Source organism: Sphingomonas sp. R86520, assembly GCF_042466285.1.
Lineage (GTDB): Bacteria > Pseudomonadota > Alphaproteobacteria > Sphingomonadales > Sphingomonadaceae > Sphingomonas.
Map to the genome: position 1 here is coordinate 2,449,448 of NZ_JAXHBZ010000001.1, position 12,729 is coordinate 2,462,176.

The following is a 12,729-nucleotide window of genomic DNA, read 5'->3' on the forward strand; positions in this document are numbered from 1 at the left end:
ACAGCGCTTTACCGCGTGCCGCACCACGGATCGCAATTGCGCATCGCCGTCGGTTGCGCCTAGCTTCGCGGCAACGTCTCCGGAGCCATTCCCATGCACATCAAACTCGCTTTACCTGCCGCAATCGCGCTCGCGTCGATCACGCTCGCTACCACCCCAGCATTTGCGCAGGACAAGACCGCGCCGGTCGGTGGCGACATCCCCGCCAAGTTCGTGCCGCCGACGACCGCCCGCGATTATGTGAAGCGCGAGGTGATGATCCCGATGCGCGACGGGACCAAGCTGTACACCGTCATCGTCTATCCCAAGGGCGCGACGAACGCGCCGATCGTCCTGACCCGCACGCCCTATGATGCGAAAAGCCGCGCCAATCGCTCCGACAGTTCGAGCATCCTCGCGACGTTGCCGCTCGCCGACGAGATGTTCGTGAAGGCGGGCTATATCCGCGTCTATCAGGACATTCGCGGCAAATACGGATCCGAAGGCGACTATGTCGTGACCCGGCCCGTCATCGGCCCGCTCAACCCGACCAAGGTCGACCACGTCACCGACGCCTATGACACGATCGACTGGCTGGTGAACAAGGCGAACCTGCCGGAGAGCAATGGCCGCGTCGGCATGATCGGCTCGTCCTACGAAGGCTTTACCGTCGCGATGGCGCTGCTCGCCCCGCACCCTGCGCTGAAGGTCGCCGCGCCCGAGAGCCCGATGATCGACGGCTGGATGGGCGACGACTGGTTCCACTACGGCGCCTTCCGCCTCGCCAACATCGCCTGGCTCGGTAGCCAGACCGGCTACAAGGGCGCGGGCAAGGCCCCGCCGACCGGCGGCTATGACGATTACGACAATTTCCGCGAGGTCGGCTCGGCCGGCGACTGGGCGAAGAAGTCGGGCTACGACCAGCTTCCATACTGGCAGCGGATGGTGTCGCACCCGGCCTATGACGGCTTCTGGCAGGGCCAGGCGCTCGACAAGCTGCTCGCCGCCAACCCGTCGAACGTACCAACGGTCTGGGAACAGGGCCTGTGGGACCAGGAGGACATGTACGGCACGATCACTGCGTGGGAGGCGCTTAAAGCCAAGGGCAAGCTCGGCAACAACCACCTCGTCATGGGTCCATGGCGGCACAGCCAGATCAACCGAGAGGGCCGCAGCCTCGGGCCGTTCCAGTGGAATGGCGACACCGCACAGCAATTCCGCGAGGACATGCTGCTCCCCTATTTCAACCAGTATCTGAAGGATGGCCCGGCCGTCACGCTACCCGCCGCGGCGATCTACAACACTGGCGAGAACCACTGGGACAAGTTCGCGACGTGGCCGCTCGCCTGCGAAACCGGATGCACGTCGCCGTTGAAGCCGATCTACCTGCAGGAAGGTGGTGCGCTCGGCTTCGGCAAGGCGACGACCGGCGGTGACAGCTACGTCTCCGATCCGTCGAAGCCCGTGCCGCATCTGCCGCGCCCGGTGAACTTCGGCGACGGTCGCTGGGGCGACTGGCTGGTCAGCGACCAGCGCGGCGTCGATGGGCGACCCGACGTGATGACCTACACCACCGAAGCGCTGACCACGCCGGTGCGCGTGTCGGGTGCGCCGATCGCCGACATCTTTGCGAAGACGACCGGCACCGACGGCGATTTCGTCGTCAAAGTGATCGACGTCTACCCGGCCGAGAACGCGACCGATCCGAAGATGGGCGGCTACGAGCTGCCGATCAGCCTCGACATCTTCCGCGGCCGCTATCGCCAGAGCTTCGCCAAGCCGACCGCGATCCCGGCGGGCAAGGTGCAGGAATACAAGTTCCGCCTGCCGACCGTGAACCATGTGTTCCAGCCGGGCCACAAGATCATGATCCAGGTCCAGTCGAGCCTGTTCCCGCTCTACGATCGCAACCCACAGACTTTCGTCCCCAACATCTTCCTCGCGAAAAAGGCGGACTATAAGGCGGCGACGGTGACGATCGTTCGCGGCGGCGCGTCGGCAAGCGCGGTGTGGCTGCCAGTCGTCCCGCTTGATCAATCCGCGGCACTGACGAAATAGGGCGGACGTCTACCCCACCGCGAAAAGCACTGCATCCCGTGCTTTTCGCGGTGGGTATGCACGACCGCATGCCTGCCGCCCACGTTCAGGCGCCATCACCCAAACAGCGTAAAAAAGAGGCGGAACCAAGCGCTTACAGCGAAGTTTATGCCTCCGGTCCATTTGCGGCCACCGCTTCGGCGGTCAGGCGTCAACTGGGGCAGAGTATGGAATACGCATTCGCAGTCGCGGGGCCGCGGCGCCGTCGCCGGACGGTATTCTCATGCCAGCTTCACCTTTTAGCGATGGTCGAGACGGTCGGGTTCGCATCGATCGCATCCCTCGTTTCGTGATGGCGCCGACCCATGACGAGAAGCGCGCGCTGCGCATGGCGATCCTTCGTGCCCTGCAGCTTGCCGACCGGCAGAACGATCATCTGGTCGCCGCGCTGTTGGCGCAGGCGCTCGAAGCGGCCGAGCGCGACGTGCCCGCTTGAACCTATCGGCATCAGGGTAGCGGCGTCCGCCAATCCACTGGCTTGGCTGACAGCGCCAAGCCTGCGATGGCGTATCGCATGACGACCGCTAAATCCCTGCTCGAGACCGGCCGCAATTGCTGGCGCATCGAAACCGCCGCCCAAGCGACCGTGATCGTCGACGCCGACGATTATTTCAAAGCCGCACGCGCGGTGATGATGAAAGCCAAGAAGCAGATCCTGCTTGTCGGCTGGGACTTCGATGCGCGTATCCGGTTCGGCGGCGATGTCGACGATGGCGGCCCGGAGCGGGTCGGCGAATTCGTGAGCTGGCTGGCCGAGCGCACGCCCGGTCTGAACATCCATATCCTCCGCTGGGATACTGGCGCGATCAAGACGCTGTTCCACGGCCGGACGCTGTTGCGGATCGCCAAGTGGATCAAGGACCCGCAGGTCCATCTGCGGCTCGACGGCCATCATCCGCCGGCAGGCTCGCATCACCAGAAAGTGGTGGTGATCGACGACGACGTCGCGTTCTGCGGCGGGATCGACATGACCGTCGATCGCTGGGACACGCGCGACCATGCCGATGACGAGCCGCGACGCGTCGAACCCGACGGCTCGCCCTATGGGCCGTGGCACGACGCGACGACCATGCTGCAAGGCCCGGTGGCACGCGCCCTCGGCGACATGTGCCGCGGTCGCTGGCACGTGTCCGGCGGCGATGTACTGGAACCCGTATCCGACGGTGCCGATTGCTGGCCCGATCATGTGATCGCCGATTTCACCGACGTCGAAGTCGGCATCGCGCTGACCATCCCGGAGATGGCCGAGCAGGAGCCGCGGCACGAGATCGAAGCGCTGTACGTCGACCTGATCGCCCGAACGAAGCGTTTCTTCTACGCCGAGAGCCAGTATTTCGCGTCGCGCAAGGTGGCGGAAGCGATCGGCAAGCGGCTGCGGGAGCCGGACGGACCCGAGTTCGTGATCGTCCACCCGACCACCGCCGAGGGCTGGCTGGAACCGATCGCGATGGATTCGGCGCGCGCCCGCCTGGTCGAGGCGCTGCACGAACAGGACCCGCACAAGCGGCTGCGCCTGTATCACCCGTTCACCGCCGGCGGTCAGCCGATCTACGTCCATGCCAAGGTCACGGTGATCGATGACGAGGTGCTGCGCGTCGGATCGTCCAACTTCAACAACCGCTCGCTGCGGCTCGATACCGAGTGCGACGTCGTCATCGATGCCGCCCGGGCGCGTAACGCCGACGCGCGCGGCACGATCGCCAGCATCCGCAATGCGTTGCTGGCGGAGCATCTCGACAGCGACTGCGACACCATCGCGGCGACGATCGCGGAGATCGGATCGATCATCGAGACGATCGAACGGCTGCGCGGCGAGGGCCGGTCGCTTCGGCCCTACGAGGTGCCGGAACTGGATTCGGTGCGCGAGTGGGTCGCGGACAACAAGATTCTCGATCCCGAAGGTCCCGGCGAGATGTTCGAGGGACTGTCGGGTCGCAAGCCGCTCCTGAAGAACCTGCGTCCGCACCTGCACCGCGTGGACGGCACCGTGTCGCCGGTTATGGCCGCGGTCGCCGTCGGCGGTGCGACGGCCGGCATCGCGCTGGTTGCCGCATTGCTGTGGAGCCGCCGAAGCAAGACGTAGCCGGGTTGGATCGCCGGCGCGCTCAGGTCTCGAACGCGCGCACGATCCTCCGGTCGGGGATCAGCCAGAGGGCGATCACGGCGAGGTACAACGCGACCGCCAGCCAGCGGCTGACGAACGCCAGCGGCACCGCCAACGCGTAGAACGCGATGCTGCCCCACCCCTTCCAGTCCGATCCGATCGCGCGCGCGACGGCGGACTGCTTGCCGTTGCAGGCTATGATCGCGCGTTCGGTGAGCGAATACCCGACCGCTGACAGCCCGAGCACGATTCCATAGGCGGCCGTAGCCCCCGCCGCGAACTGGCTGTCGTCGAGCCACCGGATCACGAAGGGTACGAGGCTGAGCCAGAACAACAGGAACAGGTTCGCCCACAAGACTCGCCCGTCGACCCGCTCGACCGCGGAGAACATGTGGTGGTGATTGTTCCAGTACAGTCCCACGTTCACGAAGCTCAGGAGATAGGCGAGCAGGACCGGTGCGCTTCCCGCAAGTCCCTGGAGGTCACCGGTTTGCGGAACTTTCAGTTCCAGGACCATGATCGTGATGATGATCGCGACCACGCCGTCAGTAAACGCTTCGAGTCGTGCCGGTCCGGTTCGACGTCCACTCATATCTACTCCCTGCCTGCCTGAATAGTATGGCTGATGTCCCCGGCATCCGGGAAGACAGGATCAACCGTGTCTTCTCAAGATGATACGGCAGGTCCGTCCGTATATCGGCCTGCACCCTGTCCTATCAGCTATTACCGGCATTCCCAGCCACTGCTTGATGTTGCGGCGCAATATGTCATTCCTGCGCAAGTTTCGTCCTTGTTTGCCAATAATCGCGCAGCACGGAAGCGCAATCGAGAGCGCAAGACGGCCTGAGGGAAGCTATGATATGAACAGGTGGATCGCTTGCGCGACGAGCGTGGCCGCGGTGCTCGTGCCGTTCGTCGGGGTGCAGGCCCAGCAAAAGGCGCCGCGCCCGACGATCGTCCTCGTCCACGGCGCGTTTGCGGAATCGGGTTCGTGGAACGGCGTCATCGCGCGGCTTCGAAGCGATGGCTACACGGTTATCGCAGCGTCGAACCCGCTGCGCGGCGTGGCGAGCGATGCGGCCTCGGTCGCGGGCGTCGTCGGTGCGGTGAAGGCGCCGGTGGTACTGGTCGGCCACTCCTATGGCGGGCCGGTCATCACCGAGGCGGCGGCGCATGCCGGCAACGTCAAGGCGCTGGTCTATGTCGCGGCGTTCGCACCGGATACCGGCGAGAGCGCGATCGACCTGACGGGCAAGTTTCCCGGCGCCACGCTGGGCGCCGCGCTGGCGCCTCCGGTCGTGCTGCCCGACGGCACGAAGGATCTCTACATCGATCGCGACAAGTTCGCCAAGCAGTTCGCCGCCGACGTACCGCCCGCGCAAGCTGCGCTGATGGCCGCGACCCAGCGCCCGGTCGCCGAGGCCGCGCTGAACGAAAAGGCGGTTACGCCGTCGTGGAAGACGATCCCGTCCTGGTTCATCTACGGTAGCGCCGACCTGAACATTCCACCGGCGGTGCAGGCGTTCATGGCAAAGCGCGCCGGCGCGAGGAAGACCATCGTCGTTCCGGGCGCGTCGCATGTCGTGATGACATCCAATCCAAAAGCGGTCGCCGCGCTGATCGAAGAGGCGGCGACCGCGCAATAACCCCGCCCTTCCGACGGCGTCGCACCGGTGCCGCCGCCAACCATCAGGACACCGATATGCCGATCATCACGCGCGAACTGTCCCGGCGAGCCGTCGTCATCGCGTCTGCCGCCGCAGCCGCGACGACGTTGCTGCCGGTCGTGACGTTCGCCTCACCCCTTCCCCCCCACCCAGACGGAGTATCCAGAATGAGCAGCGGTTTCATCACGACCAAGGACGGCGTCGACATCTTCTACAAGGACTGGGGTCGCAAGGATGCCCAGCCGATCGTGTTCCATCACGGCTGGCCGCTGTCGTCGGACGACTGGGATACGCAGATGCTGTTCTTCCTCGGCGAAGGCTACCGCGTCGTCGCGCATGACCGTCGCGGGCATGGCCGCTCGTCGCAGGCGGATACCGGCAACGACATGGATCATTACGCCGCCGATGCGTCGGCCGTGGTCGAGCATCTCGATCTGAAGAACGCGGTGCACATCGGCCACTCGACCGGCGGCGGTGAAGTCGCGCGCTATGTCGCAAAGTTCGGCCAGCCGCAGGGCCGCGTCGCCAAGGTCGTGCTGGTCAGCTCGGTGCCGCCGCTGATGGTCAAGACCGCGAGCAACCCCGGCGGCCTGCCGATGTCGGTGTTCGACGGCCTGCGCAAGGCGCTCGCCGACAACCGCGCGCAATTCTACCTCGATCTCGCCGCGGGGCCATTCTACGGCTTCAACCGTCCGGCCGAAAAGCTCTCGCAGGGGGTGGTCGACAATTGGTGGCGCCAGGGCATGATGGGCGGCGCGCTCGCGCATTACGACGGCATCAAGGCGTTCTCGGAGACCGACCAGACCGCGGATCTGAAGGCGATCACCGTGCCGACGCTCGTCCTGCAGGGCGACGACGACCAGATCGTGCCGTTCGCCAATGCCGCGATCCTGCAAGCCAAGCTGCTCAAGAACGCCACGCTGAAGATCTACAAGGGCTTTCCGCACGGCATGCTGACGACGCACGCGGACGTCATCAACCCGGACCTGCTCGCCTTCGTGAAAACCTGACCGGTCGGTCGATGCGGGCGGGGGGACGCGGTATCCGCCCGCCCGCATCGACGATTACCTGTAAGCGATCCGCGCCGGAATGCTGATCCGGATCTCCGTGCCGCTGCTCGCGTCCGAATGGATCGCCAGCGTGCCGCCGAGCCGGTCCGCGCGCTCGCGCATGCCCACCAGCCCGTAATGTCCGGGGCGGTGTCCCGCTTCCTGAACCTGCGACGGCAGTCCGATCCCGTCATCGGACACGATGATCGCGAGCGTATCGGCGGCCGACCGGATGTCGATGGTGAGATGACGGGCGCTGGCATGACGCACCGCATTGGCCAGCGCTTCGCCGACGATCTGCGCGACCTCGTCGGCGACCGGCGCGCAGATCAGGCGCGCGGGGCCTTGCACGATGATGTCCCAGGTCAACGGCGGCAGGACGACGTTCCGCGCGACCGAGGTCAGCAGGGCCTGCAACGCGACCGGCTCGACATCCTCGCGCAGGACCCTGACCCGCTCCCGACCATCGAGCAGGATATCGTCGGCTCGCTCCAGTGCACTTTCCAGGCTCGCCCGAGCGCGGTCGCCACGCGGGAGCTGCTCGACTACCGACTGGAAGCGGAGCATCAGCCCCTGGAATCCCTGCAACAGCGTGTCGTGGAGCTCGCGGGCGATCCGCTCGCGTTCCGCCAACTGGACCTCGAACCGGTTGCGCGTGCGCTCGGCGAGGACGCGGAGCCGAAGGCGGTACAGCAGCCATAACAGCGCGACGACGACCGCCAGGCAGAACGCCATGAAGACATAGGTCTGGTAGAATCTCGGCGCGATCGTGAACGTCAGCGCGGCGCCCTGCCGGTTCCAGACTCCGTCGTTGTTCGCGGCGAGAACCCTGAACCGGTACGTCCCGGGGCCGAGGTTGGTATACAGCGCCTCGCGCGCGTCGCCGGCCTCGATCCAGTTCGTGTCGACCCCGTCCATGCGGTAGCGGAAGCGGTTGGCGACCGCATCGGTCAGGCTCAACGCGGTGTAGCGGATCTGCACGTTGTTGGTGCCGACCGGCAGTTCGATGCGACCGCGCCGCGTCATCCGCTCGGTGCCGCCGGCGATGAGCGAGTGGATATGGACCGCCGGGGGTACGGCATTGCGCGAGAGGTGGTGCGGATCGATCGTCGCCAGACCGCGGTTGGTGGCGAACCACAGGCGTCCGGCCGCGTCCTGGCCGATGTCGTTCGCTTCGACCAGATTGGACCGGGCGCGAAAATCCTCCTGATAGCCGAACCGTTCATGCGGCAGCGCGAGGCCGGGGTGCGCGAACGCCGCGTCCAGCGCCCGCGTCGACATGCGGAAAATGCCGGTCGCGCCGATCACCCAGCTCGAACCGTCCGCCGTCTGCACGAGCCCGGTCAGCCCGGCGAGAAACGGGTAATGCCGATCAGTCAGCGACGCGAGCCGATGCCCATCGTAGCGCGCCAGCCCCTGGTCGCCGACGACCAGCAGGTCGCGACGGCGTGCCACCAGCGTCAGCGTCCGCCCCACGGCCCGCTGTGCGCTCGACCACAGCAGCGTCTCCACGCCGTCGCGGATCCGCGAGACGCCTTGCCCGATACGGCTGAACACGACGCCCCCGGCATCATCGGCGCGGATCCGCGTCACGGTTGCCCCCGATAAGCCTGCGGGACCACCGACCGGCAGCAACCGGTTGCCGACGACGCGGTAGACGCGGTCCATCCCGGTCCAGAACACGCCCTTCGTATCCACCGCGCACGTCAGGGACAGCGGCCCGGCGATCGGCGTCGACCGGGAGACATTGCCGGCCGGATCGATGTCGAGAAGGTATTTGCCGTGCATCCCGATCGCCAGCACCCGACTGGCATTGCCGCACAGGACGCCGATGTCGGTCTCGGGAAAGATCAACACGGGCTTTCCCGATCGATCGATCCGGTAGACCCCGGACAGTCCGGCGACGAAGATCGTCCCCGACCCCGCATCCCCGACGAAGCCCGACACGATCGCCTCGGTCTGACGCGGCTGGACGATGTTGCTGGGCGAGAACCGGTCGAGACCCGATTCGGTCCCGATCCAGACATTGCCTTCGCGATCCTCCAGCATCGACAGGGTCAGCGATGCGGTCAGGCCCTGCTTCTGGGTGAACAGTTCGAGGCTGCCGGCCGCCTTCGGCCGCTGCAGGGCGGACGCCGATATCCGCCCCAGCCCCGCATCCTGGCCCGTGATCCACAGATTGCTGTCCCGATCGAAGGTCGAACGTTCGAGGACATACGGCGTGGTCACGCTGCCCGTGCTATACGTCCGCCGATCGCGCCCGAGCGACTGGACGCGGTCCCGGTACCACCGCCAGACGCCCCCGCCGCGATCCGTTGCGAGCGACGAATAGCCATCGATCGGCACGCCGGCATCCTCGAACCGCGCGCTGCCGGGCTTCAACCGCAGAAGCCGCGGGCTCGCCGACAGATACAGACCCTCGGGCGTGCCGACGATGTCGCCCACATCGCTCTGCGCCACGCCGTCTTTGACTCCGAACCGCTTCCAGCGCCCCTGCGACATACGATCGAGGAGCAGCTTCCCCTTGGAATCGAACGCGAACCAGACCGCGCCGTCGCGGCCCTCGATGATCCGGACCACCCCACCCGACGGCGCCCAGGGGTTCGCATCCCTGAGCACCCCGCCGCGAAAGACGGAAACGCCACCGAAGTCGTACCCGACCCAGATGTCGCCGTTGCGCGCCGCGAGCAACGCGGTGATCTGTGGGGAGCGGTACTGATGCTGGTCGACCGGCACGATCCGTTCGAAGGTGATGCCGTCGAACCGGTAGAGCCCGGTGGCCGTCCCGAGCCAGAGATACCCGTCGCGGCCCTGCGCGATCGCGCGGATGTTGCCCGGCGCGCCATCCCCCAGCGTCCACCGCGAATGGCGAAGCTGCGCGATCGTCCGCGTCGGATCGAGCGCCGATGCGCCGCCGGCAAAAGTCAGGACGCAGAGAACCGCCAGCAGGAGACGCGTCATCACCCGGGGAACGCCGCCGCGCCTGCCACGTAGAAAGCCGCAATCTGCGATCAAGACGACTTCACCCAGCACCCGCGACGATCGCCGACGTTGCGCTGACGGAACGAAAAAATGCAAGCGCCGAGACGGTTTGCCTCGATCGGCCGGTTTCAGAGCCGGCTGCCTATGATGGCTTCGCGGCCTCGATCGACCAAATGACAAAGGGCACCCGAGTTGCCTCGGATGCCCTTTATCCCCACCGCGGCGCTCGACGAGCGTGCGGCCCTGCGACGTCCGGTATTAGATACCGTTCGCCAGGTTGGTGTCCGGATCGTTGGTCCGCATGTCGTCGGCCTGGTTCTGCCCGGTCGCGCGTACTGCGTCAGCCTTGTTCTCGAGGCTGCTCTCGGCAGCGGGCGTCCCGGCGTTGTCGGCCGCATCCTCGAGATTGTCCGCAACGGCTTCGGTGTTTGCCTCGATGGTATCCGCAGCGTTCTCACGCGGGCTCGAGTTGCAAGCCGACACCGTAGCCAGACCAGCCACCATCGCCAAACCGATCATCTTCTTCATGGTATCACGCCCCTGTTTCATCAGACCCGAAGGCCGAAGTCGATCAATCGTCGGCACTCCACTTTGTTCCGGAAAGCGAATGACCGATGGAAAATGGTAATCAACGACTACATTGCAAAAACATTGGTTCGCTTGGCGTTGCCGTGCCCGCTAAGTTATTTTGAACTCCCCGAGATGCAGTCTATCGAGGGACCACCGCGGGTACCGTTGCCTGCGCTGAGCGTGGTAGCTGCCAACGTAATCTGCCGGCATATTTCGACGCTATCGGCTTACCGGCCGCGTCAACGGCAGGCTTGAACCGCGCGGTCTTTCGCAACTGGTTGCAAGTCTGCTGATCGAGATCGGCCCGGCCGCTCGTCTGCGTAACCCGGCAACCCGTGACCGTGCCGTCTTTCGCGAGCTTTACCTCGAACCCCACCACGCCCTCGGCACGCGCACGCAGGGCGGTTGCGGGGTAATCGAGCTGAACCGAAACCAGCTGCGCCGACGCAACCGTACCGGCAGAGACCATCAGGGCGAATGATAACGTCGCTCGAAACATCGTCATTCTTCGCTTGCCGACACCACCCATCGAGACTCGCCATCCACCTTGCAGGCAACATTACCGAATTGCCGCGCGCTCGCAATCGGGTAGCGCTGGCACGCTCCCCTCGTCTGCGGAAGTGTTCGAACGGTCTTGAACGGCAGCTAGCCGAGACGACAGGCTCGCTGCGCCGTACTAGAAATCGCTGCTTGGTACCAACGGGCGCGAACGCCGCGTTCGTCCAAGTTCGGTCAGCCCTGTCCACGTCGCGGCGGTCCGCTGCGTGATACGCTAAGGTGGTGAGGTCCGTACCGGATCGCGGGGAGAATGGGATGCCGGCGGTTGACGCCCGTGCCAACGACGCAGCGACGATCGGGTCGTGGCACGGTGTTCGGATCGAGATCGCGCCGCGCGATGCGGTCAGCGTCAGCGTGGCGGTGGCTTGCGCTGGCGTCTTCAGCCGCGAAACCGGGCGGGCGGGGCCCGTCGGGGGGCTCGGCAACCTCAATGCGGCGCTCGGCGGCGCGATCGTCCGGCTGCGCGCCGACGGGATCTTTCGTGCCGAATCCTGCGAGGTGCTGACGCTGTCCGCGCCGGCGCCACCGATCCAGGCATCGACGGTGCTCGCGATCGGACTGGGCGACCCGGACGCCTGGACCCCGGCGATCATGCGGAGCGCGGTCGCGGCGGCCGTGCGCGAGACACTGCGGATCGATGCCGCGCCGGCCGCGTTCGCGCCGAGCCTGCTCGACAGCGGGCTCGATCCAGACCGGCTGGCGGGCACGCCCGAGGCGATGCTGGCGGGCCTGTTCGACGCGCTGCCACGCGACCGGCCGCAGCCCGAGGCATTGGCACGCTGGGTGTTCTGCGTCGGCGCGGTGCATTTCGACGCGATGGTGCTGACGTTCCGCGCGGCCTATGATCGGCTGGTCGCAAGCTGATGGATCCCGCCCTTACCCCGTCCGCCGCCTCCTCGTCCGCCAACTCCTTGTCCGGGAACCACGCCACGCGCTATGCCGCCAGCGTCCCGCCAGCCTGTGAGCCCGTCTTGCCGCCATCGTCACGGATCCGCATCATGATCGTCGACGATCACCCGTTCCTGCGCGAAGGGGTGAAGGCGGTCATCGAAACGCAGGCGGACCTGCAGCTGGTCGCGGAGGCCGAGTCCGGCGAGGCGGCGCTGGCGCTCTATCCGACCCATCTGCCCGACATCGTGCTGATGGACCTGCAGATGCCGGGGATCAGCGGCGTGGATACGATCGCCGCGATGCGGAGCACATGGCCGCACGCCCGGATCGTCGTGCTGACCACCTATTCGGGCGATGCGCAGGCGTTGCGGGCGTTGCGCGCAGGGGCGGCCGGCTATCTGCTGAAGAACACGCTGCGCAAGGAACTGCTCGACACGATCCGCTCGGTCCATGCCGGCGGCAAGCACCTGAACGCGCAGGTCGCATCGAGCATCGCCTTCCACGTCATTGAGGATTCGCTCAGCGAGCGCGAGATCGGCGTCCTGGCGCTCGCCGCGACCGGCAACTCCAACAAGCAGATCGCCGCCAAGCTGGCCGTCCGCGAAGAGACCGTCAAAGGCCATATGAAGCTGATCTTCGCGAAACTCGGCGCTTCCGATCGCACGCATGCGGTGACGATCGCGGCCAAGCGCGGCATCATCGAGCTTTAGAGAACGGCCTAACTGGGGGCGTCCCTCCCACTAAAGAGGGGGCAGCCGCCACCCCGGCCGGGGCGCGAACAATCGATACGCATCCGTTATGCTTCGTCTCACAGATTGCGACGGAGATATGA

The 12,729-nt window shown here is 66.0% G+C and carries 11 protein-coding genes; 7 read left to right on the plus strand and 4 right to left on the minus strand.

Annotated features, from left to right (window positions below; genetic code table 11):
• The first annotated feature begins 93 nt into the window (after positions 1–93).
• The 3 genes from SJY41_RS11145 to SJY41_RS11155 all read left to right on the plus strand — a co-directional run bounded on the left by SJY41_RS11145 (position 94) and on the right by SJY41_RS11155 (position 4,159).
• Entirely contained in the window at positions 94–2,037 is a 1,944-nt protein-coding gene (locus SJY41_RS11145; protein WP_380781699.1) for a CocE/NonD family hydrolase, read from the plus strand.
• Between the two features lie 331 nt (positions 2,038–2,368).
• Positions 2,369–2,512 (plus strand): hypothetical protein, encoded by a 144-nt coding sequence (locus tag SJY41_RS11150; RefSeq protein WP_380781701.1) that lies wholly within the window; start codon positions 2,369–2,371, stop codon positions 2,510–2,512.
• A gap of 78 nt (positions 2,513–2,590) precedes the next feature.
• Positions 2,591–4,159 carry a phospholipase D-like domain-containing protein gene (locus tag SJY41_RS11155; protein WP_380781702.1) on the plus strand — a complete coding sequence of 523 codons (1,569 nt, stop codon included), beginning with the start codon at positions 2,591–2,593 and terminating at the stop codon, positions 4,157–4,159.
• Between the two features lie 22 nt (positions 4,160–4,181).
• Here SJY41_RS11155 and SJY41_RS11160 read toward each other — a convergent pair whose 3' ends face one another.
• Positions 4,182–4,772, minus strand: coding sequence for a TMEM175 family protein (locus tag SJY41_RS11160; protein WP_380781704.1), 591 nt, complete (start codon positions 4,770–4,772; stop codon positions 4,182–4,184).
• Between the two features lie 268 nt (positions 4,773–5,040).
• On the opposite strand from SJY41_RS11160, the gene SJY41_RS11165 reads away from it, so the two are divergent.
• Positions 5,041–5,826 (plus strand): alpha/beta fold hydrolase, encoded by a 786-nt coding sequence (locus tag SJY41_RS11165; protein ID WP_380781706.1) that lies wholly within the window; start codon positions 5,041–5,043, stop codon positions 5,824–5,826.
• Between the two features lie 188 nt (positions 5,827–6,014).
• Positions 6,015–6,857, plus strand: coding sequence for an alpha/beta fold hydrolase (locus SJY41_RS11170; RefSeq protein WP_380784118.1), 843 nt, complete (start codon positions 6,015–6,017; stop codon positions 6,855–6,857).
• 54 nt (positions 6,858–6,911) lie between these two features.
• Here the strand turns inward: SJY41_RS11170 and SJY41_RS11175 are convergent, their stop codons facing one another.
• The 3 genes from SJY41_RS11175 to SJY41_RS11185 all read right to left on the minus strand — a co-directional run bounded on the left by SJY41_RS11175 (position 6,912) and on the right by SJY41_RS11185 (position 10,977).
• Positions 6,912–9,857, minus strand: a complete 2,946-nt coding sequence (locus SJY41_RS11175) for a two-component regulator propeller domain-containing protein (protein WP_380781708.1) — start codon at positions 9,855–9,857, stop codon at positions 6,912–6,914.
• Positions 9,858–10,136: 279 nt separating this feature from the next.
• Positions 10,137–10,406, minus strand: coding sequence for a hypothetical protein (locus SJY41_RS11180; RefSeq protein WP_380781710.1), 270 nt, complete (start codon positions 10,404–10,406; stop codon positions 10,137–10,139).
• A gap of 181 nt (positions 10,407–10,587) precedes the next feature.
• A complete protein-coding gene (locus SJY41_RS11185) occupies positions 10,588–10,977 on the minus strand; it encodes an energy transducer TonB (RefSeq protein ID WP_380781712.1) in 390 nt (129 codons plus the stop codon).
• 284 nt (positions 10,978–11,261) lie between these two features.
• Between SJY41_RS11185 and SJY41_RS11190 the strand changes: the two genes are divergently transcribed.
• The gene (locus tag SJY41_RS11190; RefSeq protein ID WP_380781713.1) at positions 11,262–11,870 is read left to right on the plus strand and encodes a M17 family peptidase N-terminal domain-containing protein; all 609 of its coding nucleotides are present in this window, start codon (positions 11,262–11,264) and stop codon (positions 11,868–11,870) included.
• 134 nt (positions 11,871–12,004) lie between these two features.
• On the plus strand, positions 12,005–12,607 hold the full coding sequence (locus SJY41_RS11195; RefSeq protein ID WP_380781715.1) for a response regulator: 603 nt from the start codon (positions 12,005–12,007) through the stop codon (positions 12,605–12,607).
• Positions 12,608–12,729: the final 122 nt, after the last annotated feature.